We start from the raw sequence: 25,108 nt of genomic DNA on the forward strand, positions 1-25,108 counted from the left end.
CAGTACCGGTCCCTTTCCAGGTGCGGGAATTCGTCCTTGAATTCCCGCACGGGACATGACTGCTCGCTCCAGACTCCTCCGGCGCCCCGCGCATAAGACAGCCCCGCAAGCTCGGCGCGGGGCGCCGGACGGAACCCCCCAATCTCTCTGTACAACCCTTCCGCCGGGTCAGGCGGCGAAGGAGATGGTTCACGTGTCCGCTACGCCCGTGCTGGCGTTGCGCGGGGTCTCCAAGCGGTTCGGTGCCGTTCAGGCGCTCACCGACGTAGAGCTTGAGGTCCACGCCGGTGAAGTGGTCGCCCTGGTGGGCGACAACGGCGCCGGAAAGTCCACGCTGGTCAAGACGATCGCCGGCGTGCACCCCATCGATGAGGGCGTCATCGAATGGGAAGGCAAGGCCGTTTCGATCAACCGGCCGCACGACGCCCAGAGCCTGGGCATCGCGACGGTGTACCAGGACCTCGCGCTGTGCGACAACATCGACGTCGTCGGCAACCTCTACCTGGGCCGTGAGGTCCGCAAGTGGGGTGTCCTCGACGAGGTCGAGATGGAGCGCCGCTCACGCGAGCTGCTCCAGACGCTGTCGATCCGCATCCCCAGCGTGCGTATCCCGATCGCCTCGCTCTCCGGCGGTCAGCGCCAGACCGTGGCCATCGCCCGCTCCATGCTCGGCGAGCCCAAGCTGGTCATCCTCGACGAGCCCACCGCCGCCCTCGGCGTCGAGCAGACCGCCCAGGTCCTCGACCTGGTCGAGCGGCTGCGCGAGCGCGGCCACGCGGTCATCCTCATCAGCCACAACATGGCCGATGTGAAGGCCGTCGCCGACAAGGTCGCCGTACTGCGGCTGGGTCAGAACAACGGCGTCTTCGAGGTCAAGACGACCTCGCAGGAGGAGATCATCTCCGCCATCACCGGCGCCACCGACAACGCCGTGACCCGCCGTGCGGCACGCAGCGGGAACGGGGAGGCTTCCAAGTGAGCATCGACAAGACCTCCACGGCGCAGGACGAGCACGAGGTGCTCAACACCGAGGCGGCCGCCGCCGCGGTGACCGCGGTCGACCCCCGCCTGCTGGTGCAGGAGCAGGGGCTGGCCGGCTACATCACCGAGTTCCGGCGCAAGATGAAGGCCGGTGAGCTGGGCTCGCTGCCGGTCATCCTCGGCCTGGTCGTCATCTGCGTCATCTTCCAGAGCCTGAACTCGGCCTTCCTGTCCGCGCAGAACATCAGTGACATCACCGTCACCATGGTCGGCACGGGCATGATCTCCGTCGGCATCGTCTTCGTGCTGCTGCTCGGCGAGATCGACCTGTCCGTCGGCTCGGTCAGCGGCGCGTCCAGCGCCATCGCCGCCGTCCTCGCGGTGAACCAGGGCTGGCCCGAGTGGGCGGCCGTGCTGTTCGCCATCACGGCGGGTGCCGTCATCGGCGCGGCGCACGGCTTCTTCTTCGCGGTACTGGGCGCTCCGGCGTTCGCCGTCACGCTGGCCGGTCTGCTGTTCTGGCTCGGCTTCATGCTCCAGACACTGGGCGAGAACGGCACGATCAACCTCGACAGCGAGGGGCTGATCGGCAAGCTGACGACGTACTTCTTCACGGATGTCGCGGCGGCGTACGGCCTCGCGGCCGTGATGACGGCGGTGTTCTTCCTCACGTCGTTCCTGAGCAACCGCCGGCGTGAGGCGGCGGGCATCCCGTCCCGGCCGCTGAGCGACACCATCATGCGGACCGTGCTGCTCGGCATCGTCTCCTTCGCCGCGGCGATCATGTACAACCAGTACAAGGGTCTGCCGCTGGCCACCGTGATCTTCCTGGTGTTCCTGGTCGGCACGGACTTCCTGCTGCGGCGTACCTCGTACGGCCGCAAGGTCTTCGCGCTCGGTGGCAGCGTGGAGGCTTCGCGTCGTGCCGGTATCAACGTGACCGCGGTGCGGATCTCCGTGTTCGCGATCTCGGGCGGCTTCGCCGCCATCGGTGGTCTGTTCCTGGCCTCGAAGATCGCGTCCGCCAACCAGAGCGCCGGTACCGGTGACCTGCTGATGAACGCCATCGCGGCGGCCGTCATCGGTGGTACGTCGCTGTTCGGCGGACGCGGGCGGACCTGGAACGCGCTGCTCGGTGTGCTGGTGATCGTGTCGATCCAGTACGGGCTCCAGCTGGAGTCGATCGCCGAGCCGGTGAAGTACATGATCACCGCGGGTGTTCTGCTGACGACGGTCGTGATCGACTCGATCACCCGTAAGACGCAGAAGACCGCGGGCCGCGCGTAGCGCGCAGCGGCAGGACGCCGTAGCGCCGTAGGGGCGTGGGTGAGCTGGCGGGTGCCGGTCCGTTGTGGCCGGTCGCGCAGTTCCCCGCGCCCCTTCTCGGCGTTGTAGTACGGGGTGTTACTGGGTAGAGCCGATTGCGTGATGTATGACTCCCGGGCCGGGAACCTTCCGCCTGAGCGGAACATTAGACTCGACAAGCCCGGCAACAGCTCGAACAGCTCTACTGCAAGGAGGCACGGGTGCCGCTGCTGACCCGCATCACGGGACCGCGCGATCTGGACCGGCTCAGCCCTGAGCAGCTGGACCAGCTGGCAGAGGAGATCCGGACCTTCCTCGTCGACGCGGTTTCCAAGACCGGCGGCCACCTCGGCCCCAACCTCGGTGTGGTCGAGCTGACCATCGCCCTGCACCGCGTCTTCGACTCGCCCAAGGACAAGGTGCTCTGGGACACCGGCCACCAGTCCTATGTGCACAAGCTGCTCACCGGCCGGCAGGACTTCAGCAAGCTGAAGAAGAAGGGCGGCCTGTCCGGCTACCCCTCGCAGGCCGAGTCCGAGCACGACGTCATCGAGAACAGCCACGCCTCCACGGTCCTCGGCTGGGCCGACGGGCTCGCGAAGGCCAACGAGCTGCGCAAACGTGACGACCATGTCGTCGCCGTCATCGGTGACGGCGCGCTGACCGGCGGTATGGCCTGGGAGGCGCTGAACAACATCGCCGAGGCCAAGGACCGCCCGCTCGTCATCGTCGTCAACGACAACGAACGGTCGTACGCGCCCACGATCGGCGGTCTCGCCAACCACCTGGCCACGCTGCGGACGACCGACGGGTACGAGCGCTTCCTGGCCCGCACGAAGGAGATCCTCGACCGCACGCCCGTCGTCGGCAAGCCGCTCTACGAGACCCTCCACGGGGCCAAGAAGGGCCTCAAGGACTTCATCACGCCGCAGGGCATGTTCGAGGACCTCGGGCTCAAGTACGTCGGCCCCATCGACGGCCACGACATCGAGGCCCTGGAGTCGGCCCTCGCGCGGGCCAAGCGGTTCGGCGGGCCCGTCATCGTGCACTGCCTCACCGAGAAGGGCCGCGGCTACCAGCCCGCCCTCCAGGACGAGGCCGACCGCTTCCACGGCATCGGCCCCATCCACCCCGACACCGGCCTGCCGATCAAGGCCTCGGGCGCCGACTGGACGTCCGTCTTCGGCGACGAGATGGTCGAGCTCGGCAAGGAGCGCAAGGACATCGTGGCGATCACCGCGGCGATGCTCCAGCCGGTCGGCCTGAAGAAGTTCGCGGACACCTTCCCGGACCGGATCTACGACGTGGGCATCGCCGAGCAGCACGGCGCCGTGAGCGCGGCGGGCCTCGCGACCGGCGGCGTTCACCCCGTCTTCGCCGTCTACGCCACCTTCCTCAACCGCGCCTTCGACCAGGTCCTCATGGACGTCGCGCTGCACAAGTGCGGGGTCACCTTCGTGCTCGACCGGGCCGGCGTCACCGGCACCGACGGCGCCTCCCACAACGGCATGTGGGACATGTCGATCCTCCAGGTCGTGCCCGGCCTCAGGCTCGCCGCCCCGCGCGACGCCGACCAGGTGCGCGCGCAGCTGCGCGAGGCCGTCGAGGTCGAGGACGCGCCGACCGTCGTCCGCTTCTCCAAGGGCGCCGTCGGCCCCGCCGTACCCGCCGTGGGCCGCGTCGGCGGCATGGACGTGCTGCGCGAGCCGGGGACGGACACGCCCGACGTGCTGCTCGTCTCGGTGGGCGCGCTGGCCCCCATGTGCCTGGAGATCGCCTCGCTCCTCGACAAGCAGGGCATCACCACCACCGTCGTCGACCCGCGCTGGGTCAAGCCCGTCGACGAGGCCATGGCGCCGCTCGCCGAGCGCCACCGCGTCGTCGTCACCGTCGAGGACAACAGCCGCGTCGGCGGCGTCGGCTCGGCCGTCGCCCAGGCCCTGCGGGACGCGGGCGTCGACGTTCCGCTGCGTGACTTCGGCATCCCGCCGCGCTTCCTCGACCACGCCTCCCGCGCCGAGGTGCTGGCCGAGATCGGCCTCACCGCCCCCGACATCGCCCGCCAGGTCACCGGGCTCGTGTCCAGGCTGGACGGCCGCTTCGACCGTACGACCGCCGACGTCGACTCGGTGGAGCCCGCCCGGGACTGACCCGCCCGGGACCGGCCCACGGAGGTCCGGCAACAGCGGTACGGCCGGATGGGCCGGTTCCGCCACCCTTGTCGGTGGCGAAACCGGCCCATCTGTGTGAATCCGCCCACGCCGGGGCATGCGTACCACGCCCCCTCTCGATCATGTCGGGGACGACAAGCGTGGGAGGTACGACCGTGAGCAGCACCCTCTTCCGGACGAAGAGAGTCGAGCAGTCCCTCCTCGATACCGAGGAGCCAGAGCACGCGCTCAAGAAATCCTTGTCCGCGCTGGACCTGACCGTCTTCGGTGTCGGTGTCATCATCGGCACCGGCATCTTCGTTCTCACCGGCACCGTCGCGAAGAACAACGCCGGACCGGCGGTGGCCCTGGCATTCGTCACGGCCGGCGTCGCCTGTGCGCTGGCCGCGCTCTGTTACGCCGAGTTCGCGTCCACGGTCCCGGTCGCCGGGTCCGCGTACACGTTCTCGTACGCCTCCCTGGGGGAACTGCCCGCCTGGATCATCGGCTGGGACCTGGTCCTGGAGTTCGCGCTGGGCACGGCGGTGGTGGCCGTCGGCTGGTCCGGCTACATCCAGTCCCTGATGGACAACGCGGGCTGGGAGATGCCCGTGTCCCTGGGCAGCAGAGAGGGCGCCGACGCCTTCGGCTTCGACATCCTCGCCGCCGCCCTGGTCCTCGTCCTCACCTTCATCCTCGTGCTCGGTATGAAGCTGTCCGCGCGGATCACGTCCCTGGTCGTGGCCATCAAGCTGGCCGTCGTCCTGACCGTGATCGTCGCGGGCGCGTTCCTGATCGACGGCGACAACTACGACCCGTTCATCCCCAAGACCCAGACGGTGGAGGCCGCCAGCAATCTCGACGCCCCGCTGATCCAGCTCATGTTCGGCTGGGCGCCCTCCAACTTCGGCGTGATGGGCATCTTCACCGCCGCCTCGGTGGTGTTCTTCGCCTTCATCGGCTTCGACGTGGTGGCGACCGCCGCCGAGGAGACCAAGAACCCGCAGCGCGACATGCCGCGCGGCATCATCGGTTCCCTGCTCATCTGCACCACGCTGTACGTGGCCGTGTCGATCGTCGTCACGGGCATGCAGCACTACACCAAGCTGTCCGTCGACGCCCCGCTGGCCGACGCGTTCAAGGACACCGGGCATCCCTGGTTCGCGGGCTTCATCAGCTTCGGCGCCGCGGTCGGCCTGACGACGGTGTGCATGATCCTGCTGCTCGGCCAGACCCGGGTCTTCTTCGCGATGAGCCGGGACGGACTGCTGCCGCGCTTCTTCTCCCACGTCCACCCGCGGTTCAAGACCCCGCACCGGCCGACCATCCTGCTCGGCGTGATCATCGCGATCCTCGCCGGCTTCACGCCACTGACCGAACTCGCGGCCCTGGTGAACATCGGCACCCTGTTCGCCTTCGTCGTGGTGGCCATCGGCGTGATCATCCTCCGCAGGACCCGCCCCGACCTGCACCGGTCCTTCCGCACCCCATGGGTGCCGGTCCTTCCGATCCTGTCGGTCCTCGCCTCGCTGTGGCTGATGATCAACCTGCCCGCCGAGACCTGGGTCCGGTTCGCCATCTGGATGGTGGTGGGCTTCGTCGTGTACTTCCTCTACGGCCGCTCCCACAGCCGCCTCGCACTGCAGGAGGAGACGACCGTGGGCGACGTGATGAAGCCGCCGCGCGGAGACGCCGAGTAGCCGAGCGGCACGGCTGACGGGTGGCCGACACCCGAGCCTCCGGCCCCGTATGTCCCGCCTCCGCGGGAACCGCGGGGCCGGACAGCGTTCACGATGAGATGCGGGCTGCGGGCTACGGCCGCACCGTACGCGGCCCCGCCACCTCCGCCCCCAACTCCGTCACCCTCCGCCGCAGTTCCCGATCCGCGGTCACCACCAGGCAGGGCCGGTCACCCGCCCGTTCGACGAGCTCGACGATGTGATCGTCCCCGCTCCCGGCGGCGGACTCCACCCGCACCCCCGGCACCGACTCCACCCCACGCGCCGCCCCCTCCACCACGAGCACGATCTCGACGGGCCCCGCACGCCCCGGCACCCCGTCCGCCGCCAGCCGGTCCCGCAACCGCTCCGCGGCCCCCCGCCGGTCCCGCCACCAGCCGTCGGGCACCGACCCGACCACGTTCGCGGCGTCGACGATCACGAGCAGGGGGACGTCCTCAGTCATGCGGCAAGGGTCCCATGGAGGCAAGGGCCCATGGCGCGACGTGCCGGTGGCCGGGCGGCGGGTGCGGAGCCCGGGCAACGTGTGCCGAACCCGGCAACGTGTGCCGAGCCCGGGCGGTCCGGGTATCCGGTGGGGTGACCCTGGAAACGACGACCACCGGAGCCGATGACGTGACCGAACCGTCCGCCGCACACGAAGCCGCCGTCACCGACCGGGCCCGCCTCACCCAAAGCGCCTACCGCAGCGACCGGGACCTGGCCGCCCGGCAGGCGCTCTACCGCTGGCAGACGCCTCGCTACGACCTGCCCGGTCTCGTCGCCGAGCAGCTCAGCGGCGTACGGGGGCGGGTGGTCGATGTCGGGTGCGGCAACGGCACGTTCCTCCAGCGGCTCCGGGAGGACCGGCCCGACCTGGCGCTGCTCGGTCTGGACCTCTCGCCCGGCATCCTCGCGGGCGTCCCCGGCCCGGTCGCCGTGGCGGACGCCATGCGGCTGCCGCTGGCCACGGGGAGTGTCGGCGCGGCGTTGGCGATGCACATGCTCTACCACGTGCCGGAGATTCCCCGGGCGGTCAGGGAGCTGTCCCGCGTGGTCGCCCGTGACGGAGTGGTGGTCGCCTCCACCACCCGTGCCCGGGACAAGGCCGAACTCGAAGACCTGTGGCAGCGGGCAGCGGGCGACGTCCTGGGCACCGGACGCGGCCCGGCCCGTATCCCGCTCGGTGCCCGCTTCACCCTGGAGCAGGCCCCGGCCCTGCTGGGGGAGGAGTTCGGCCGGGTGGAGACGATCGAACTCCCCGGCACCGTCACGGTCCGCGACCCCGGGCCGGTCGTCGCGCACCTGGCCTCCTACCGGGCGTGGGCGGACCAGCACGACGTGCCCTTCGAGGCCACCGTCGAGCGGGCCCGCACGATCCTCGTCGACCACATCGCCCGGTACGGGGCCTTCGAGGTCGGGTGCATGGCCGGCATCCTCGTCTGCCGTCGCTGAGCCCGTGCGGATCAGGCGTCCTCGGCATCCCCGAAGCTCGCGAAGTACGCCGCCGCCATGTCCTCGTCCCCGTGCCCCAGCGCAGCCGCCCGTTCGAAGCGTTCCGCGCTCGCCTCGGCCACGTCCAGGCGGGCGCCGTGCCGCTCACCCGCCTCCACGATGAGCCGGGCGTCCTTCGCCGCCGTGGTCACCGCGAACGCGGCCGGGGACAGCCGGTCGTTCAGCACCAGGCCGGTCTTGGCCCGCAGATACCCCATGTCGAGCGGGCCGCCGTCGATCACCTCGAAGAAGCGCTGCGGGTCCACGTCCAGGGCCTTGGAGAGCGCCAGCACCTCACCGGCCGCGTTGGTCACCGCGAGCACCCAGCTGTTGGCGACCAGCTTCAGCCGGGTCGCGGTGCCCGCCCCGCCGTCCTCGCCGGTCCACACCGTACGGGCGCCGACCGCGTCGAACACCGGCGTCACCATGTCCCGCCCCTCCACCGGCCCGGCCGCCAGCACGGTGAGCTGACCGGCCTCGGCGGGCTGCCGGGTGCCCAGCACGGGGGCGTCGTAGAAGACCAGGCCGTGCTCGCGGGCGAACGCGGCCAGGTCGGCGATGAAGTCGATCCCGGCGGTCGTCGACTGCATCCACACGGCATCGGCACGCAGGCCGGGCGCCGCCTCCTGCATGACGTCCAGCGTCGCGGGACCGTCGTACAGCATGGTCAGGACGACGTCGGCGCCCCGGACCGCCTCGGCGGGGGTGTCGGCGACGAACGCGCCGTCGGCGGTCAGGGGCTCGGCCTTGGCGCGGGTGCGGTTCCAGGCGCGGACGCCGTGTCCGGCTCGCGCCAGATTGCGGGCCATCGCGGCGCCCATGATGCCGGTGCCCAGGACGCTCACGGTGAGCTTGTCGGTCATGACGTCGACTTCCTGTTCTCGAATTCCTGTTCTCGTACGGACGTTGCTGCTGTGGTCCAGCTTGCCCGGGGGCGGGGCCACCCGGTGGTTCACCCCCGAATAGAGTGAACCGGTGAACGGCGACTGGCTCATCCGCGGCCGCGACGGCCGCCTCAGCGTCTATCTGCCGACCGACGACGCCGTGCTGTGCCGGGCGGAACTCGGACCCGGCGGCCCCTGGGAACCCCCGCGCCGGGTCGGCGGCGACCAGCGGCTGCGCCCGGGCTCCGCGGTCGGCCACGGTGCCGACGCCTACGCCCATCTGGCCGCCTGGCGTCCCACCAGGGCGGGCGAGGCGGGCCTGGTCCACTCCACGCACTTCCGGCCGCGGCTCGCCGCCCTGGACTGGATCTCCATCGGCCACCCCGACAAGTCCGGCGACAGCACCGGCACACCCGCCGTCACCGTTGACGCGGTGGGGCGGGCCCATGTCTTCGTCCGCAACAGGGCGGGCGGCGTGAGCATGCGCGGTCAGAAGGAGGCCGGCGGCTGGGGGCCGTGGCGCGACCTCAAGGGGAGCGAGGTGGACGACCGGCCGGCCGCGGTCACGGGGCAGTCCGGGCTGGTCGAGCTGTACGCGACCGTCCCCGGCGCCCTCCTGCACTGGCGGCAGGAGAAGCCGGGCAGCGTCCCGGTCCTGGAGGAGGCGCTGGAGACCCCGGTCCGCGCCGGCACCCTGCACGCCCTGGCCACCTCCGCCGAGCACACCACCCTCTTCTACGCCGACGACTCCGGCGACCTGTGCGCCTGGCGCCCCGGCACCAAGCCGGTCACCCTGCTGACGTCCGCCGGCCCGGGCCCGGTCTCCGCGATCCGCTGCGAACTCGACGGCCACGACTGCACGTTGCTCGCCCAGCGCTCGGCGAGCGGCCGCGTCGCCTTCGCCGCGTATCCGACGGAGCAGGAGTCGGCGGGCGCGTGGTGGACCGAGTCGGGACCGCAGCTCCCGGCGGACGCGGTGGTGGCGATGGCGGTGGACGAGGACGGCCGGGTCGTCGCGGCAACGCTGTCACCGTCGACCGGCCAACTCCTCGTCACCCGCCGCAAGGACGAGCCGGGGCTGGCCCTGGAGGCATGGCGGGAGGTCTGACCGCCCGGCCCGGCCCCGGCGGCCCAGCACACGAAAGGGCCCCTGCCGGAGCAGGGGCCCTCACTCGCGTACGAGTCGTGTTACGCCGGAACCGACGCCACACCCGGCGCCAGGAACTTCTTGCCGTTCACGCGCTCGGAGACACCCTCGCGGTCCAGGTACGGCGTGATGCCGCCCAGGTGGAAGGGCCAGCCGGCGCCCGTGATCAGGCAGAGGTCGATGTCCTGGGCCTCGGCGACGACGCCCTCGTCGAGCATGAGCCCGATCTCCTGGGCGACGGCGTCGAGGACTCGGTCGCGGACCTGCTCCTCGGTCAGGACGGAGTCGCCCTGCTTCAGCAGCGCGGCGACCTCCGGGTCCAGCTCCGGCTTCCCGGAGTCGTAGACGTAGAAGCCGCGCTTGCCCGCCTTGACGACGGCCGCGAGGTTCGGGGAGACCGTGAAGCGGTCCGGGAAGGCCCGGTTGAGGGTCTCCGAGACGTGCAGACCGATCGCGGGACCGACCAGCTCAAGGAGGACGAGAGGAGACATCGGCAGGCCCAGGGGCTCCACCGCCTTCTCCGCCACCTCGACCGGGGTGCCCTCGTCGATGACGTTCTGGATCTCGCCCATGAAGCGGGTGAGGATGCGGTTCACGACGAACGCCGGGGCGTCCTTGGTGAGGACCGCGGTCTTCTTCAGCTTCTTGGCGACGGCGAACGCCGTGGCCAGCGAGGCGTCGTCGGTCTGCTCGCCGCGGACGATCTCCAGCAGCGGCAGGACGGCGACCGGGTTGAAGAAGTGGAAGCCCACGACCCGCTCGGGGTGCTGAAGCTTCGACGCCATCTCCGACACCGACAGCGAGGAGGTGTTCGTGGCGAAGATCGCGTGCGCCGGGGCGACCGCCTCGACCTCGGCGAACACCTGCTGCTTGACGCCGATCTCCTCGAAGACGGCCTCAATGATGAAGTCCGCGTCCGCGAAGCCCTCGGCCTTGTCCAGCACACCGGTGACCAGGGCCTTCAGGCGGTTGGCCTTGTCCTGGTTGATACGGCCCTTGCCGAGCAGCTTCTCGATCTCGGCGTGGACGTAGCCCACACCCTTGTCGACGCGCTCCTGGTCGATGTCCGTGAGGACGACCGGGACCTCCAGGCGGCGCAGGAAGAGCAGCGCCAGCTGCGAGGCCATCAGGCCCGCGCCGACCACGCCGACCTTGGTGACCGGACGCGCCAGGTTCTTGTCAGGCGCACCCGCGGGACGCTTGCCGCGCTTCTGCACCAGGTTGAAGGCGTAGATGCCGGAGCGCAGTTCGCCACCCATGATCAGGTCGGCGAGCGCCTTGTCCTCGGCGTCGTAGCCCTGCTGGAGGTCGCCGTTCTTGGCGGCGGCGATGATGTCGAGGGCGCGGTAGGCGGCCGGAGCGGCGCCGTGCACCTTGGAGTCCGCGATGAAGCGGCCCTTGGCGACGGCCTGGTCCCAGGCCTCACCGCGGTCGATCACCGGACGCTCGACCTCGACGTCGCCCTTCAGCACCTGGGCGGTCCAGATCAGCGACTGCTCCAGGAAGTCGGCGCCCTCGAAGATGGCGTCGGCGATGCCCAGGTCGAAGACCTGCTGGCCCTTGAGCTGCTTGTTCTGGTTGAGGCTGTTCTCGATGATCACCGAGACGGCCTTGTCGGCGCCGATCAGGTTCGGCAGGATCGTGCAGCCGCCCCAGCCCGGGACCAGGCCCAGGAACACCTCGGGGAGCGAGAAGGCGGGCAGCGCCTTCGAGACGGTCCGGTACTTGCAGTGCAGACCGACCTCGACGCCACCGCCCATCGCGGCACCGTTGTAGTAGGCGAAGGTCGGCACGGCGAGGGCCGACAGCCGCTTGAAGACCTCGTGGCCGCCCTTGCCGATGGCCAGCGCGTCCTTGTGCTCCTTCAGCAGCTCGACGCCCTTGAGGTCGGCGCCGACGGCGAAGATGAACGGCTTGCCGGTGATGCCGACGCCGACGATGTCGCCGTCCGCGGCCTCCTTCTCGACCTGGTCGATGGCGGCGTTCAGGTTCGCCAGCGAGGCCGGGCCGAAGGTGGTCGGCTTGGTGTGGTCGAAGCCGTTGTCCAGCGTGATCAGGGCGAAGCGCCCGGCGCCGGACGGCAGGTCGAGGTGACGTACGTGCGCGGACGTGACGACCTCGTCCGGGAACAGCTCGGCCGCGCCCTTCAGGAGTTCGGTGGTGCTCACTTGTTGCCTCCGGCGTCCTTGTGGTTCGGGTTCTCCCAGATCACCGTGGCGCCCATGCCGAAGCCGACACACATGGTGGTGAGGCCGTAGCGGACCTCCGGCTGCTCCTCGAACTGACGGGCCAGCTGCGTCATCAGCCGGACGCCGGAGGAGGCGAGCGGGTGGCCGTAGGCGATGGCGCCGCCGTACTGGTTGACGCGCGCGTCGTCGTCGGCGATGCCGTAGTGCTCCAGGAAGGCGAGCACCTGGACGGCGAAGGCCTCGTTGATCTCGAAGAGGTTGATGTCCTCGATCGACAGACCAGCCTTGGCGAGGGCCTTCTCGGTGGCCGGGATCGGGCCGTAGCCCATGACCTCCGGCTCGACGCCCGCGAAGGCGTACGAGACGAGGCGCATCTTGACCGGCAGGTTGTTCTCGCGGGCGAAGTCCTCGCTCGCGATGATCGAGGCGGTCGCACCGTCGTTCAGACCGGCCGCGTTACCCGCCGTGACGCGGCCGTGGACGCGGAACGGCGTCTTCAGGCCGGACAGGCTCTCCAGCGTCGTACCCGGGCGCATCGGCTCGTCGGCGGTGACCAGGCCCCAGCCCGTCTCGCCCGCCTCGGCGTTGGTCCGGCGCACGGAGACCGGCACCAGGTCCTGCTGGATCTTGCCGTTGGCGTACGCCTTCGCGGCCTTCTCCTGCGAGCGCACCGCGTACTCGTCGGCGCGCTGCTTGGTGATGGTGGGGTAGCGGTCGTGGAGGTTCTCCGCCGTCATGCCCATGAACAGCGCGGACTCGTCGACCAGCTTCTCGCTCACGAACCGCGGGTTGGGGTCCACGCCCTCGCCCATCGGGTGGCGGCCCATGTGCTCGACACCACCGGCGATGACGGCGTCGTAGGCACCGAAGGCGATCGAACCGGCGACGCTCGTCACGGCGGTCAGGGCGCCGGCGCACATCCGGTCGATGGAGTAGCCGGGCACCGACTGGGGGAGGCCGGCCAGGATGCCCGCCGTACGGCCGAGGGTCAGGCCCTGGTCACCGATCTGGGTGGTCGCGGCGATGGCGACCTCGTCGATCTGCTTCGGGTCCAGAGCCGGGTTGCGGCGCAGCAGCTCCCGGATCGCCTTGACGACGAGGTCGTCGGCGCGGGTCTCGTGGTAGATGCCCTTCGGGCCCGCCTTGCCGAACGGGGTGCGGACGCCGTCGACGAAGACGACGTCCCTGACGGTACGAGGCACGATGGCTCTCCTCCAGAGGTGCGGGACGCTGAGCGCTTGCTCATGGCCATGCTACTTATGAGTAACGTAGCTGCCCAGTCCCGGGGGCGGGAGCGGCGAAGGTCACACCGTCGGGGGTGCCGTGGACCCTCTCGGGGCCAGTACCGGGGTGGGTACGGGATGCGATCCGGGCCCCTCACCCATGATCTCGCCGAACAGGGTCCGGGCGACCTCCGCCCCGAACCCGTGCACGTCATGGCTCATCGCGGACAGCGTCGGATGCGTGAGCCGGCACAGCTGCGAATCGTCCCAGGCCAGCAGCGACACGTCGGCCGGCACCCGGAGCCCCATCTCGGCCGCCACCGACAGCCCCGCCACCGCCATGATGTCGTTGTCGTACACGATCGCCGTCGGCCGGTCCGCCGACGGCGCCGTCAGCAGCGACCTCGTCGCCCGCGCCCCCGCGTCCCCGGAGAAGTCGGTCGCGACCTGTGACGCCCCCGCCAGCCCCAGCCCCCGCGCGGCCTCGTCGAAGGCGGCCGTACGGATGGCGGTGTGCCCGAGTGCCGCCGCGCCGCCCACCCGCGCGATCCGCCGATGCCCCAGCGCGGCCAGATACCGCACGGCCTCCGTCACGGCGGTGGCGTCGTCGGTCCACACCGAGGTCAGCCCGCCCGTCAGCGACGGATGTCCGACCGCGACGACCGGCATCCCGAGCCGCTGGACCATCGCCACTCTCGGGTCGTCCGCCCGGAAGTCGACCAGGATCGACCCGCCGATCTGCCGCCCCCGCCACCACGTCCCCTGCAGCCCGACCTCCTCCTCCACGGTCCGTACGAGCCGCAGCAGCAGCGAGCAGGAGTGCTTGGTCAGGACGCTCTCCACACCCGAGATGAACTCCATGTAGAAGGGTTCGAGGCCCAGCTGCCGGGCCGGCCGGCAGATCGCCAGCCCCACCACGTCCACCCGGGACCCGGCCAGTGTCCGCGCCGTGAGGTTCGGCGCCCAGCCCAGCTCCCGCGCGGCTCGGAAGATCCGGTCCCGGGTCGCCTCCGACAGCCCCGGCTTGTGGTTGAAGGCGAGCGACACGGCGCCCTTGGACACACCGGCGCGCGCGGCCACGTCCTTGATGGTGACGCGGGGGGTCGTCATCGGGAGGGCTCCATGCAGTACAGGGCGGACCGGGCGGCCTCGGCGTCAGGAGTCTCCCAGCCGGACACACCGATGGTCACCGCTTCGCCGGGCAGCAGTGTGACGAGCCCCCGGTCGGCCCGGGCGTCCGGGTGCAGCCGGTCGGCCTGCAACAGCAGATCCCGTACCAGGGTGCGGGCCGTCACCACGATCCCACCCGGCACTAGTGCGACGTCGAACTCCGGCCGTGGATACGGTACTTCGCGATCCGGCACGGGAAAGTACACGGTACGCAGCCCGCCCGCGTCGGCCACGAGGAACTCCTTCGGCCCGGCGGGCTCCAGCTCCTTCGGTACGGCGACCAGGGCCACCCGCCGCCCTTCGGCGCCGAACCCGACACCGGCCTCCCCGGCCACGACCCCCTCGACCGACATCCGCCGCAGCCGCACCATCCCCGACCACGCCTGAGCCGCCTGATTGACGACGGCCAACTCCAGCCCCCGCTCCCGTACTCGAAGCGTCAGCAGCCGGTCCGCGTACAGCCGTCGCAGCTCGTGGTAGAGCGGCTTCTCCCGCCCGTCGCCGTCGATCGCCGCCCAGGACGTCACCGGCCAGCAGTCGTTGAGCTGCCACACGACCGTGCCCGCGCACACCGGCCAGTGCGACCGCCAGTGCTCGATCCCGGCCGCGACGGCACGCGCCTGGTTGACCTGGGTGAGGTAGTGCCACCGGTCGAAATCCCACCCGGATTCGTTCCCGGATTCGTTCTCGGAGTCCTTTTCGGAGTCCTTCCCGGGCCGGGCGAAATGCCGCTCCAGCCCCCGCCTCAGCTTCCCGTTCCCGTCGTCCGCCTTCTGGTGGTGCAGCATGCCGGGGGAGTCCGGTGCGAGCTCCTCGCCCGGCAGTGCCCGCCGCAGCGTGGCGTAGGCGGGCGGCGCCTGCCAGCCGAACTCGGCCACGAACCGCGGCACGTGCGCGCGGTACTCGGCGTAGTCCTCCCGGTTCCACACCTCCCAGGAGTGGTGCGTGCCGTGCGCCGGATCGTTCGGATGCCGCTCCCACGACCCGGACCAGGGGCTCCCCGCCGTGTACGGCCGCGTCGGATCCAGCTCGGCCACCACCCGCGGCAGCACGCCCAGGTAGTACCCCTCGCCCCAGGAGTCCCCGGCCAGCCGAGGTTCCCAGCCCCAGTCCCGGAACCCCCACAGGTTCTCGTTGTTGCCGTTCCACAGCACGAGCGAGGGGTGCGGCATCAGCCGTACGACGTTCTCGCGGGCCTCGGCCTCCACCTCGCCGCGCAGCGGCTGCTCCTCCGGGTAGGCCGCGCAGGCGAACGGGAAGTCCTGCCAGACCAGCAGCCCCAGCTCGTCGCAGGCGTCGTAGAAGTCCTCGCTCTCGTAGATCCCGCCGCCCCAGACCCGTACGAGGTCCACGCCCGCGTCGGCCGCCTGCCGCAGCCGTCGGCGGTACCGGTCCCGCGTGACCCGGGACGGGAAGACGTCGTCCGGGATCCAGTTGACGCCCCGCGCGAAGAGCCGCTCGCCGTTCACGACGAGGGTGAACCCGGTGCCGTCGGCGTCGGACCGGCGGTCCAGCTCGACGCTCCGGAAGCCGATCCGGCGCCGCCACACGTCCAGCGGGGCGTCACCGTGCAGCAGCGTCAACTCGACGTCGTACAGCGGCTGTTCGCCGTACCCGCGAGGCCACCACAGCCGTACGTCCGGCACCTGGAGCCGTACGACACCGCTCGCCCCGTCGATCTCCGCCCGGGCCCGCACGCCGCCGACCGTCGCCTCCACGGCGAGCGGCACCTCGACCCGGGTCCGCTCGACGTCGACGGCCAACTCGACCGTGCCGGCGCCCTGTTCGACGGTCACCAGTGGCCGTACGCGTGCGATCCGGGCCGTCGACCAGTGCTCAAGACGCACCGGACGCCAGATCCCGGCCGTCACCAGGGTCGGCCCCCAGTCCCAGCCGAAGGAGCAGGCCATCTTGCGGACGTACTGGTAGGGCTCGGCGTAGGCGGCGGGCCGTTCGCCCAGCCTGCCGCGCACGGCCTCGGCCTCGGCGTAGGCGGAGGCGAAACGCACCGAGAGGCGCCCGCTCAGACCCGTCACATCGAAGCGGTACGAGCGGTGCATGTTCCGTACCCGGCCCAGGAGCCGGCCGTCGAGCAGGATCTCGGCGACGGTGTCGAGCCCGTCGAAGACCAGGTCGGTCTGCTCGTGCGCCGCATGGGCGGCCCCCGCCTCCAGGCCGGTCTCGTACGTCCAGTCCCGCCGCCCCACCCACGCCACCTCGGTCTCGGCGCGCCCGAGAAAGGGGTCCGGGATCACGCCCGACGCCAGTAGATCGGTGTGCACACAGCCGGGCACGGTGGCCGGGAGTGCGGCTGCCGCGCCCTCCGGGTGTCGCAGGATCCATCCGTCGGTGAGCGGTGTGGCCTGAAGCATGCGCGCACTCCTAAACCGATTCATCCCAGTGCCGGGAACCAGTTCTGCATCCTTGGCGAGATAGGGACTTTACCGGTTAAGAAAACGTTGTCAGAGTTCCGAACCAGCCAACCCGCAGTGCTCGTCCGTCCCACGAACGGAGCTGACGCACATGAACCGCCGTACAGTCCTCGCCATCGCCACGACCGCCCTGCTGCTCTCGGCGTGCACCGGCACCGGAGGAAGCTCGCAGGGCGCGGAGGCCAAGGCCGCCGACGACCCGTCGAAGGTGAACGGCACCATCACCGTTCTCACCCACCGGACCGACCTCGTGCAGGACGGCACGATGAAGAAGTACGCCGCCGAGTTCAACAAGACGTATCCCGCGGTGAAGGTCGAATTCGACGGCATCACCGACTACGAGGGCGAAGTCAAGATCCGTATGAACACCGAGAACTACGGTGACGTCCTCATGATCCCGGCCGTGATCGAGAAGAAGAACTACCCCAGGTTCTTCGCCTCGCTGGGCACGCAGGCCGAGCGGAGCAAGACATACCGCTTCACCGACTACACCACCGTCGACGGCAAGGTCTACGGCCAGAGCCCGCTCGGCGCGGTCCCGGGATTCATCTACAACAAGAAGGTGTGGCGGGAAGCCGGGGTCACCGACTGGCCCACGACCCCGGCCGCGTTCCTCGACGACCTGAAGGCGATCAGGTCGAAGACCGACGCGATCCCGTACTACACCAACTTCAAGGACATGTGGCCGCTCACCCAGTGGACGGATGTCAACGGCTCCGTCGGCTGCGACGAACAGGCCACCACCAGGCTCGCCGAGGGCGACCCGTGGGCCGCGGGCGCCGACCTGCGCACCGCCGACACGCTGCTGTACGACATCGTGCGCGAGGGCCTGATCGAGAAGGACCCGACGACCACCAACTGGGAGGCGTCCAAGCCCCGTATCGCCAAGGGCGAGATCGCCACGATGTGGCTCGGCTCCTGGGCGGTCATCCAGATGCGGGGCGCGGCGCAGCAGGCCGGCGCCGACCCGGACGACATCGGGTTCATGCCCTTCCCCGCCCAGAAGGACGGCACGTTCTGCGCGGTGGCGAAGCCCGACTACAACCAGGCCGTCAACATCCACTCCGAGCACAAGGAGGCGGCCCGCGCCTGGATCGACTGGTTCACCGACAAGTCCGGCTACGCGGCGGACAACCTGGCCCTGTCGCCGCTCAAGGACGCCCCGCTGCCCGACGTCCTGAAGCCGTACGAGGAGCAGGGCGTCAAGATCCTCGACCTCGACGACAGCAAGGGCGCCGAGGTCAAGTCCATCGACAACCAGTCCGAGGTCGGCATCTACAAGCCCGACTACCGCCAGGACCTGGTCGACCTCGCCCGCGGCGCCACCAAGGGCAGCCTGGACGACTTCCTGAACGGCCTCGCGAAGAAATGGACCGGCACGCAAGACTCCCTGGGGTCCTGATGACGGACACGACCAAGAAGGCCACCCCCTGGCTGTTCCTGCTCGCGCCACTCGCCCTGCTGATCGTCTTCACCTACGCGCCGATCGCCAACATGGTCGCGTACAGCTTCACCGACTGGGACGGCGTGAGCCCTGAGCTGCACTACACGGGCCCCGAGAACTACGCCGAACTCTTCACCCGCTCCGACCTGTTCGAGGTGTTCTGGGTCAGCGGCTACTACCTGGCGGCGTCCGTCGTCCAGATCGTCGCGGCCCTCTACTTCGCCACGATCCTCAGCTTCAACGTCCGCTTCCGGAACTTCTTCAAGGGCGTGCTGTTCTTCCCGTACCTGATCAACGGTGTCGCGATCGGCTTCGTCTTCCTCTACTTCTTCCAGGACGGCGGCACCCTCGACTCGGTGCTGAGCCTGTTCGGCGTGCAGACGGACCGCGCCTGGCTCGGCACCCCGGCCTCGGCGAACACGTCCCTCGCCGCGGTCTCCGTCTGGCGCTACCTGGGCCTGAACTTCGTCCTCTTCCTCGGCGCGATCCAGTCGATCCCCGGGGAGCTGTACGAGGCGGCCGAACTGGACGGCGCGAACCGCTGGCACCAGTTCCGGCACATCATCGCGCCGGGCATCAAACCGGTGCTGTCCCTCACCGTGATCCTGGCGGTCTCCGGCTCGCTGTCGGTCTTCGAGATCCCGTACATCATGACGGGCGGGGCCACCGGCACCGAGACCTTCGTGATCCAGACCGTGAAGCTGGCCTTCCAGTTCAACAAGACGGGGCTCGCCTCGGCGGCCGCGGTCGTGCTGCTGCTGATCGTCCTGGCGGTGACCTGGGTACAGCGACGCCTCGTCCCCGACGACAAGGTGGACCTCGCATGACACGCCGCGCGGTGGCCCGCACGCTGGTGTACCTGTCCCTGGTGGCGGCGACGGTGGTGGTCCTGCTCCCGCTGGCCGCCGTACTGCTGACGTCCCTGAAGTCCGACAAGGAGATGGCGAACGACAGCGGGGCGCTGGCCCTCCCCGACGACCCGCTGAACTTCCACAACTACGCGACGGCGTTCCAGGACGGCCGTATGCTCCCGGCCCTCGCCAACACGGCGATCATCCTGCTCTTCGCCATCGGCGGCACGGTCCTCATCGGCTCGATGACGGCGTACGCCATCGACCGCTTCACCTTCCGCTTCAAGAAGCTGGTCGTGGCCCTGTTCCTGATCGCCGCCCTGGTCCCGGGAGTCACGACCCAGGTGGCGACCTTCCAGATCGTCAACAGCTTCGGCATGTTCGACAGCCTCTGGGCGCCGATCGCCCTCTACATGGGCACGGACATCGTCTCGATCTACATCTTCCTGCAGTTCGTCCGCTCGATCCCGACATCCCTGGACGAGGCGGCCCGCCTGGACGGCGCGAGCGCCTTCACGATCTACCGCCGGATCATCTTCCCCCTGCTGAAGCCGGCGATCGCGACGGTGGTGATCGTCAAGGGCATCACCACCTACAACGACTTCTACATCCCGTTCCTCTACATGCCGTCCGAGGACCTTGGCGTGATCTCGACGTCGCTGTTCCGCTTCAAGGGCCCGTTCGGCGCCCACTGGGAAACGATCTCGGCAGGAGCGGTGCTGGTGATCCTGCCGACCTTGATCGTCTTCCTGCTGCTGCAGCGCTTCATCTACAACGGCTTCACCAAGGGCGCGACCAGGTGAGAGGCCCTTGGGGGCGTGCGGCGACTAGGCGGACAGCGCGGCCACCAGAACCGGCGTGACCTGCTCGACCTGCCAGCCCCGGGCCCCATGACCGGCCAGCGCCTCCGCCACCGACTCGGCGCTCACCACCTTCGGCGGCTCCCAGCACACCCGCCGCACGGTATCCGGAGTGATCAAGTTCTCCTGCGGCATGTTGAGCTGCTCGGCCAGCGCCGAGATCGCGGTCCGAGCCGCGGTCAGCCGAGCCGCGGCGACCGGATCCTTGTCGGCCCAGGCACGCGGCGGCGGAGGCCCGGTGACGGGCTGCCCGGGCGTCGGCAACTGCGACTCGGTCAGGGCCTTCGCACGGTCGACCGCGGCCTGCCACTGCTCCAGCTGCCGCCGCCCCATCCGATGACCGAAACCATTCAGCGCGGCAAGGGCATGCACATTCCCCGGCAGCGCGAGCGCCGCCTCCACGATGGCCGCGTCGGACAGCACCTTGCCCGGCGACACGTCCCGCTTCTGAGCGATACGGTCCCGGGTCTGCCACAGCTCCCGCACCACGCCCAGCTGCCGACGCCGCCGTACCTTGTGCATCCCGGACGTCCGCCGCCAGGGATCCTTGCGCGGCTCGGCAGGCGGCGCGGACGCGATCGCGTCGAACTCCTGCAGCGCCCACTCCAGCTTCCCCTGCCGGTCCAGCTCCTTCTCCAGCGCGTCGCGCAGATCGACGAGGAGCTCGACGTCCAGCGTCGCGTACCGAAGCCACGGCTCGGGCAGCGGGCGGGTCGACCAGTCGACGGCCGAGTGCCCCTTCTCCAGGACGAACCCGAGCACGCCCTCGACCATCGCGCCGAGGCCGACCCTGGGGAACCCGGCGAGGCGCCCGGCCAGCTCGGTGTCGAACAGCCGGGTGGGCACCATGCCTATCTCGCGCAGACAGGGCAGATCCTGGGTGGCGGCGTGCAGCACCCACTCCACACCGGACAGCGCCTCGCCGAGTCCGGACAGGTCGGGACAGGCCACGGGGTCGATCAGCGCGGACCCCGCGCCCGCGCGGCGCAGCTGCACGAGGTAGGCGCGCTGGCCGTAGCGGTAGCCGGACGCCCGTTCGGCGTCGACGGCGACGGGGCCCGAGCCCGCGGAGAAGGCGGCGATCACCTCGGCGAGCGCGGCCTCGTCGGCGATCACGGGCGGAATGCCCTCGCGGGGTTCCAGCAAAGGGATCGGCGCCTCCGTAACAGAAGATCCGCCGTCGTCCGGAGGGGCGCCTCCGGTGGTTCGCAGTGAGCTGTCTGCTGCGGTCTCTTGGGCGTCGGTCACATGTCAAGGGTATCTGTATGCGCGAGCGCCTGACCTGCGCGTTCTGGACACGTTGCCCCTGACCTGCAGAAACACGGCCAGCCGTTTCTCACGCCATACCGATGCTTCTCGGCCATCTCGGCCCTCGACATGCCCTGCGGCCCGCCGCAATCCTCCGAAAGCAGCCCATCACAACCCCGAAGATGATATCCACCGGCCCCATGAACCGCCCGGCGTGCGACGCCGGCGGCCCGCTCAGCTGCGGATGCTTTCGCGAAGACCGGGCCTCCCGGCTAGCCCTCCGGGGTGGGGGTGGCCGGGCGGAGGGTGGAGACGAAGGTCTGGAAGTCCTCAAGGACGTCCTGGAGCTGGCTCGTCCTCGCGGTCAGCGCGATCTCGATCTCGGCGCGTTCGCCGCGCCGCTGCTCGTTCTCCAGCACCAGGATGAACTGGCTCTGCGCGAGCTCCATCGGCTGCCCGTTGACGCTGGCCTGGATGCGCAGGTTCTGCACGATCCCCGGTGCGTCGATGAGGCCCGGCGCGGGCGAGGTGCCGACCTCGGTGCGCTTGACGATCTCGACGGCACCGACGTTCTCGCGCAGCCGCCGCACCGATTCCTCGGCGAGGCCGTGCAGACTCGACGAGGCTTCGAGGGCGTGGCCGGTGACCGTGATGTTCGGCATGAAGCCCTGGCCCCGGGAGGCCATGTGCACGGCGACGAAGGCGGCCTGCGGGGCGCCGACCTCGTCCGGGGGCGCGGACTGCCAGCCCTGCGGGAGCTCGACGTTGAGCGGCACCGGAAGTGTGCCCGGCATGGTGGATCAACTCCTTGCGGTACGGGTTCCGACGGTACGGGAAGCGAGGGGGAATAGGGGGGCGGCGGGGAGCCCCGGGCGGGGCCGCCCCGCGACGGGTCAGTCGAACCAGTCCCCGATCGCGTCGACCGCGTCGCCGGCCGTGTCGGTGATCTTGCCCGGGTCGAGCTCGATCTGGCCGCCCAGCTTGCCGCCGACGCCGAGGGCGACGCCCACGTCGCCGCCGATGACGATCTTGCCGTCCTTTATGCCGGCGTCGAAGTGGGCCTCGGCGCCGGCGCCGGCCCACGCCTCCGCCGTGCCACCGACGCCGACACCGGCGACGGAGGCATGCCCCTCGGCGGTGGCCTTGGCACCGGCGAAGGCCTCGCCGCCGACGTGGGCACCGTCCGTGCCGATGGAGCCCTTGACGCCGGCCTCGGCGCCCACGTACGCCTCGCCCTTGCCGGAGGCCTCGAACACACCGACCCCGTACTTGCCCTCGGCCGTGGCCTGGGCGAGATACGCCTTGCCGGACGCCTGGGCGGTGGCGTTGCCGTCCACGAGGCCCACACCGGCGGAAGCGTCGACGCCGAGGAGGTTGACGCCGGCCTTGCCGGAGACCTCGCCGCCCGCGAACTCACCGCGGCCCCTGGCCTCGGCGCCCCACACCTTGGCGTCGGCGGTGACGGACGGCCCGGCCACGGTGATGCCCGGGCCCTTGCCCTCGCGCAGCGCTTCCCGCTCCGCCTGCGTCATGTTCTTGTGGTCGCCCCAGGCCCCGATGGGCCTTGTCTCGGGTGCCCGTTCCAGCTCGGTGCGCTGAATCTTCTTGGACGTCGCGCCGGTGTCGTCCTGCGTCGCTTCGGCGGCCCAGAAGAGCCAGTCGGGCGCGTTGTCGCCCTCGCCGCCCTGCGCCTTGAACTTCACGGCCGCCGCGTCGCCCTCCGACTCGACATGGGCGCGCGCCGACTCCAGCAGCTGCTCGCCGCCGCTCTCGTCGCCCGCGTCGTACAGCCGGATGGCCTCTTCGGCCTGCCCCTGGGCCCACGAGAGGGCCCTCGCGTAGTCCCGCAGCGCTCCCGCGGCCGCGCTGAGCGAATCCGAGCCGCGGTACCACTTCTGCTTCTGGCCCGAGAAGTCCTCCCAGAAGGCATCGCTGGCCTGTCCGTGCCAGCTGGGAATGCGGACGGAGCCGAGATCGTCCCCGATGCCGTCGAGGGTCTGCGCATGTCCGTCGAGCTTGTCCGCGTCGCCTGTGAGCTTCGACGGGTTTCCCGGGACGAGTGCGCGTGGGTCCCGAGTGGAGCCGAGTTGTGCCGCCATTGCTTCCCCGTCAGTAGCTCGGGCCGGCGACCGCGGGCCCGGTGAAGTGGTTCTGGGACTCCTGCTCGGCGCGCTCGTAGGACGCGGCGTTCTCGTCCAGCTTGGCCGCCGAGTTCTCCCCGTCCTCCTTCATCGGGCTCTTGACGGCCTCCATCCAGGTGGCCATCAGCTGAGCGAACTCGTCGGCCGCGTCGCCGTGGCCGAAGTCGCCGCTTGAGTCCCCGAGTTCGTCGAGCTTCACCTTGTCGCTCCGGCCCACGGAGTCCTTGATCTTCTTGGAAGCCGACCGCAGTTCGGACGGCTCCACGTCGAACTGGCCCATCCGCTCCCCCCTCTACGTTCGAGAGGGCGCGAACGCGCGTCCGCACCCTGATTGTTGAGAACGTAAAGAGGGTCTCCCAAAGGCAAAGACGCGGCGACGCCGGTCCCGGACCTCACATGATTCCTACCGCGAAGCTTCATAGCGCGACCGCATCAGGCGCCTCAGGACGGCGGCGCTACGGCGTCTGCGGAGGCCGGGCGGGCGACAGGGATCCCAAGTGGCCCGCGGCGTCGGCGAGATACTCAAGGGGCTCGTCGAACGTCTCACTGCTCAGCTTGGTCCGCGAACGCGCGGTGATCAGCTGGCCGTCGTGGAGGCGGAGCGGCATCTCCAGGGCGCGAGGGTCGGAGGTGAGGAACTCCGCCAGGCCGTCGAGCACGACGGGCCGGGCGCGCTCCTCGTCGCGGGAGACGATGTGGAAGTCCTTGTCGAGCTGGGGGATCCCCACCTCCATGGCCCTTCCCCGGTAGAAGGTGTCGAACCAGCCGTCGCGGTAGATCCGCAGGTCCGGAACCTCCACGCCCAGGTTCAGGGCCCAGACGGAGTGGACGATGACATGCGTCGTCTCCGAGTCGATGTCCTTGTTGTAATAGCGGTACTCGAAGGCGCGGAAGCCGAATCCGCGGTAAGTGCCGCTGACGACGTTGTCCCCCATGACGTTGCTGGCCTTGTCCGGGAGGGGCTCGGCCCCCTGGTAGGCGTCGACGAGGCTCGGCACGCCCTCCTCGTAGGTCCACCCGCGGCTCTCGGCGAACGACCGCAACTGCGTGTACGCCTCTTCGGACTCACGCTTCTTGCGGGCCTTGCCCCGGCGGTCCCACACGACGAGAGCCACGACGCCACCACACGCCAGCAGGAACAGGACTGCTTCGATTCCACTCATGGGGCCAGCATCCCCCGAGGCCTCTCTGCGGGCCCCCCTCCCTGGTGCTCCATCACAATCCGCACCTCGCGGTCACACATTTCCCCCGCGCCCGCCAGAACGGTCCAGCGGGCGCGGCGGCCCGCTCCGGCTCAGGAGGCGGTCTCGTCCACCTTGATGTCGTACTTGATCGTGCCGCCGTCGACGGAGGTGACCTTGACGGTCACGCCGAAGCTGGTGCCGTCGGTCGCGGTGAGCTTGCAGCGCAGCGAGGTGCCGACCTTGCCGACGAGGTCCTCGGGGCAGGTGACGTCCGGCTTGGGCTGGCCGGTCTGCGCGGCGAGCTTCTCGGCCACCGAGGTCGCCACGTCGTCCTTGGCCAGCTTGGCCTCCGACGAGCAGCCCACCAGCAGCGCGGCGGCGGCTGCGGCGGCGAGGCTCCAAGAGGCCAAGGAGGAGGGGGACTTGGGCATGGCGGGCTCCGTTTCGGGGCGAGAGGATCACGAGGGCCTGAAATTGACGCTCGTCGGTGCGCATGTTTATCAGTCCGTGCCGCCCGCCCGGCCGATCTTCACACCCTCCCGCTCCGGCCCGCGAGCGATCTTCACTTGCGCAGGTCAGGCCGCCGCATGGACAGGGGGGGGGGGGCGGGGGGGCGGGGGTCCGGGGGCGGCGGGGGGGGGGGGGGGGGGCGCTGGAGACAGGGGGGGGGGTCGGCGTGGGGTGGGC

At 70.2% G+C, this 25,108-nt stretch carries 21 protein-coding genes; 9 read left to right on the plus strand and 12 right to left on the minus strand.

What is annotated here, in order from left to right; translation table 11 throughout:
- Positions 1–184: 184 nt before the first annotated feature.
- The 4 genes from ACFWYS_RS04510 to ACFWYS_RS04525 all read left to right on the plus strand — a co-directional run bounded on the left by ACFWYS_RS04510 (position 185) and on the right by ACFWYS_RS04525 (position 6,136).
- Positions 185–979 carry an ATP-binding cassette domain-containing protein gene (locus tag ACFWYS_RS04510; protein WP_272116025.1) on the plus strand — a complete coding sequence of 265 codons (795 nt, stop codon included), beginning with the start codon at positions 185–187 and terminating at the stop codon, positions 977–979.
- A complete protein-coding gene (locus tag ACFWYS_RS04515; RefSeq protein ID WP_384763184.1) occupies positions 976–2,268 on the plus strand; it encodes a sugar ABC transporter permease in 1,293 nt (430 codons plus the stop codon). The genes ACFWYS_RS04510 and ACFWYS_RS04515 overlap by 4 nt, the downstream gene beginning before the upstream one ends.
- A gap of 239 nt (positions 2,269–2,507) precedes the next feature.
- Complete coding sequence (dxs, locus tag ACFWYS_RS04520) at positions 2,508–4,436, plus strand: 1-deoxy-D-xylulose-5-phosphate synthase (RefSeq protein WP_384763187.1); 1,929 nt, start codon at positions 2,508–2,510, stop codon at positions 4,434–4,436.
- Positions 4,437–4,612: 176 nt separating this feature from the next.
- Positions 4,613–6,136 carry an amino acid permease gene (locus tag ACFWYS_RS04525; protein WP_384763190.1) on the plus strand — a complete coding sequence of 508 codons (1,524 nt, stop codon included), beginning with the start codon at positions 4,613–4,615 and terminating at the stop codon, positions 6,134–6,136.
- A 112-nt stretch (positions 6,137–6,248) separates the two neighbouring features.
- Here ACFWYS_RS04525 and ACFWYS_RS04530 read toward each other — a convergent pair whose 3' ends face one another.
- Complete coding sequence (locus tag ACFWYS_RS04530) at positions 6,249–6,620, minus strand: NTP pyrophosphohydrolase (protein WP_384763192.1); 372 nt, start codon at positions 6,618–6,620, stop codon at positions 6,249–6,251.
- A 170-nt stretch (positions 6,621–6,790) separates the two neighbouring features.
- Between ACFWYS_RS04530 and ACFWYS_RS04535 the strand changes: the two genes are divergently transcribed.
- Positions 6,791–7,609, plus strand: coding sequence for a class I SAM-dependent methyltransferase (locus ACFWYS_RS04535; protein ID WP_384763195.1), 819 nt, complete (start codon positions 6,791–6,793; stop codon positions 7,607–7,609).
- 11 nt (positions 7,610–7,620) lie between these two features.
- On the opposite strand, the gene ACFWYS_RS04540 is transcribed toward ACFWYS_RS04535, so the two are convergent.
- The gene (locus ACFWYS_RS04540) at positions 7,621–8,511 is read right to left on the minus strand and encodes an NAD(P)-dependent oxidoreductase (protein WP_384763198.1); all 891 of its coding nucleotides are present in this window, start codon (positions 8,509–8,511) and stop codon (positions 7,621–7,623) included.
- 112 nt (positions 8,512–8,623) lie between these two features.
- Here ACFWYS_RS04540 and ACFWYS_RS04545 point away from each other — a divergent pair, with 112 nt between their 5' ends.
- Positions 8,624–9,640 (plus strand): hypothetical protein, encoded by a 1,017-nt coding sequence (locus tag ACFWYS_RS04545; RefSeq protein WP_384763201.1) that lies wholly within the window; start codon positions 8,624–8,626, stop codon positions 9,638–9,640.
- 80 nt (positions 9,641–9,720) lie between these two features.
- On the opposite strand, the gene ACFWYS_RS04550 is transcribed toward ACFWYS_RS04545, so the two are convergent.
- The 4 genes from ACFWYS_RS04550 to ACFWYS_RS04565 all read right to left on the minus strand — a co-directional run bounded on the left by ACFWYS_RS04550 (position 9,721) and on the right by ACFWYS_RS04565 (position 16,633).
- Positions 9,721–11,847 carry a 3-hydroxyacyl-CoA dehydrogenase NAD-binding domain-containing protein gene (locus ACFWYS_RS04550; protein ID WP_384763204.1) on the minus strand — a complete coding sequence of 709 codons (2,127 nt, stop codon included), beginning with the start codon at positions 11,845–11,847 and terminating at the stop codon, positions 9,721–9,723.
- A complete protein-coding gene (locus ACFWYS_RS04555) occupies positions 11,844–13,070 on the minus strand; it encodes a thiolase family protein (protein WP_384763206.1) in 1,227 nt (408 codons plus the stop codon). The genes ACFWYS_RS04550 and ACFWYS_RS04555 overlap by 4 nt, the downstream gene beginning before the upstream one ends.
- A 102-nt stretch (positions 13,071–13,172) precedes the next feature.
- The gene (locus tag ACFWYS_RS04560; protein WP_384763209.1) at positions 13,173–14,201 is read right to left on the minus strand and encodes a LacI family DNA-binding transcriptional regulator; all 1,029 of its coding nucleotides are present in this window, start codon (positions 14,199–14,201) and stop codon (positions 13,173–13,175) included.
- Positions 14,198–16,633, minus strand: coding sequence for a glycoside hydrolase family 2 protein (locus ACFWYS_RS04565; RefSeq protein ID WP_384763212.1), 2,436 nt, complete (start codon positions 16,631–16,633; stop codon positions 14,198–14,200). Before ACFWYS_RS04565 ends, ACFWYS_RS04560 begins: the two co-directional genes overlap by 4 nt.
- Positions 16,634–16,784: 151 nt before the next feature.
- On the opposite strand from ACFWYS_RS04565, the gene ACFWYS_RS04570 reads away from it, so the two are divergent.
- Genes ACFWYS_RS04570 through ACFWYS_RS04580 form a run of 3 tightly spaced genes read left to right on the plus strand, consistent with a single transcriptional unit; the run spans position 16,785 to position 19,791 of the window.
- Positions 16,785–18,095 carry an ABC transporter substrate-binding protein gene (locus tag ACFWYS_RS04570; protein WP_384763215.1) on the plus strand — a complete coding sequence of 437 codons (1,311 nt, stop codon included), beginning with the start codon at positions 16,785–16,787 and terminating at the stop codon, positions 18,093–18,095.
- Positions 18,062–18,964 carry a carbohydrate ABC transporter permease gene (locus ACFWYS_RS04575; protein ID WP_384763218.1) on the plus strand — a complete coding sequence of 301 codons (903 nt, stop codon included), beginning with the start codon at positions 18,062–18,064 and terminating at the stop codon, positions 18,962–18,964. The genes ACFWYS_RS04570 and ACFWYS_RS04575 overlap by 34 nt, the downstream gene beginning before the upstream one ends.
- Positions 18,961–19,791, plus strand: coding sequence for a carbohydrate ABC transporter permease (locus ACFWYS_RS04580; RefSeq protein WP_384763221.1), 831 nt, complete (start codon positions 18,961–18,963; stop codon positions 19,789–19,791). Before ACFWYS_RS04575 ends, ACFWYS_RS04580 begins: the two co-directional genes overlap by 4 nt.
- A 24-nt stretch (positions 19,792–19,815) precedes the next feature.
- On the opposite strand, the gene ACFWYS_RS04585 is transcribed toward ACFWYS_RS04580, so the two are convergent.
- The 6 genes from ACFWYS_RS04585 to ACFWYS_RS04610 all read right to left on the minus strand — a co-directional run bounded on the left by ACFWYS_RS04585 (position 19,816) and on the right by ACFWYS_RS04610 (position 24,852).
- The gene (locus tag ACFWYS_RS04585) at positions 19,816–21,096 is read right to left on the minus strand and encodes a ribonuclease D (RefSeq protein WP_384763223.1); all 1,281 of its coding nucleotides are present in this window, start codon (positions 21,094–21,096) and stop codon (positions 19,816–19,818) included.
- A gap of 272 nt (positions 21,097–21,368) precedes the next feature.
- A complete protein-coding gene (locus ACFWYS_RS04590; protein WP_384763226.1) occupies positions 21,369–21,890 on the minus strand; it encodes a hypothetical protein in 522 nt (173 codons plus the stop codon).
- 99 nt (positions 21,891–21,989) lie between these two features.
- Positions 21,990–23,195: a putative T7SS-secreted protein gene (locus tag ACFWYS_RS04595; protein WP_384763228.1), complete on the minus strand. Its 1,206-nt coding sequence runs from the start codon at positions 23,193–23,195 to the stop codon at positions 21,990–21,992.
- Between the two features lie 10 nt (positions 23,196–23,205).
- A complete protein-coding gene (locus ACFWYS_RS04600; RefSeq protein ID WP_384763231.1) occupies positions 23,206–23,517 on the minus strand; it encodes a WXG100 family type VII secretion target in 312 nt (103 codons plus the stop codon).
- Between the two features lie 175 nt (positions 23,518–23,692).
- A complete protein-coding gene (locus ACFWYS_RS04605) occupies positions 23,693–24,400 on the minus strand; it encodes a hypothetical protein (protein ID WP_384763234.1) in 708 nt (235 codons plus the stop codon).
- Between the two features lie 131 nt (positions 24,401–24,531).
- Positions 24,532–24,852 carry a DUF4333 domain-containing protein gene (locus tag ACFWYS_RS04610; RefSeq protein ID WP_384763237.1) on the minus strand — a complete coding sequence of 107 codons (321 nt, stop codon included), beginning with the start codon at positions 24,850–24,852 and terminating at the stop codon, positions 24,532–24,534.
- Positions 24,853–25,108 lie beyond the last annotated feature (256 nt).

This window comes from Streptomyces sp. NPDC059010 (assembly GCF_042740355.1).
In the GTDB taxonomy this organism is placed as follows: domain Bacteria; phylum Actinomycetota; class Actinomycetes; order Streptomycetales; family Streptomycetaceae; genus Streptomyces.

Bases quoted from the DNA above. Each gene is read 5' to 3' on its own strand.
- ACFWYS_RS04510 (WP_272116025.1), top strand. From the start codon at position 185: ATGGTTCACGTGTCCGCTACGCCCGTGCTGGCGTTGCGCGGGGTCTCC.
- ACFWYS_RS04530 (WP_384763192.1), bottom strand. From the start codon at position 6,620: ATGACTGAGGACGTCCCCCTGCTCGTGATCGTCGACGCCGCGAACGTG.
- ACFWYS_RS04540 (WP_384763198.1), bottom strand. From the start codon at position 8,511: ATGACCGACAAGCTCACCGTGAGCGTCCTGGGCACCGGCATCATGGGC.
- ACFWYS_RS04560 (WP_384763209.1), bottom strand. From the start codon at position 14,201: ATGACGACCCCCCGCGTCACCATCAAGGACGTGGCCGCGCGCGCCGGT.
- ACFWYS_RS04565 (WP_384763212.1), bottom strand. From the start codon at position 16,633: ATGCTTCAGGCCACACCGCTCACCGACGGATGGATCCTGCGACACCCG.
- ACFWYS_RS04570 (WP_384763215.1), top strand. From the start codon at position 16,785: ATGAACCGCCGTACAGTCCTCGCCATCGCCACGACCGCCCTGCTGCTC.
- ACFWYS_RS04575 (WP_384763218.1), top strand. From the start codon at position 18,062: ATGGACCGGCACGCAAGACTCCCTGGGGTCCTGATGACGGACACGACC.
- ACFWYS_RS04580 (WP_384763221.1), top strand. From the start codon at position 18,961: ATGACACGCCGCGCGGTGGCCCGCACGCTGGTGTACCTGTCCCTGGTG.
- ACFWYS_RS04590 (WP_384763226.1), bottom strand. From the start codon at position 21,890: ATGCCGGGCACACTTCCGGTGCCGCTCAACGTCGAGCTCCCGCAGGGC.
- ACFWYS_RS04595 (WP_384763228.1), bottom strand. From the start codon at position 23,195: ATGGCGGCACAACTCGGCTCCACTCGGGACCCACGCGCACTCGTCCCG.
- ACFWYS_RS04600 (WP_384763231.1), bottom strand. From the start codon at position 23,517: ATGGGCCAGTTCGACGTGGAGCCGTCCGAACTGCGGTCGGCTTCCAAG.
- ACFWYS_RS04605 (WP_384763234.1), bottom strand. From the start codon at position 24,400: ATGAGTGGAATCGAAGCAGTCCTGTTCCTGCTGGCGTGTGGTGGCGTC.
- ACFWYS_RS04610 (WP_384763237.1), bottom strand. From the start codon at position 24,852: ATGCCCAAGTCCCCCTCCTCCTTGGCCTCTTGGAGCCTCGCCGCCGCA.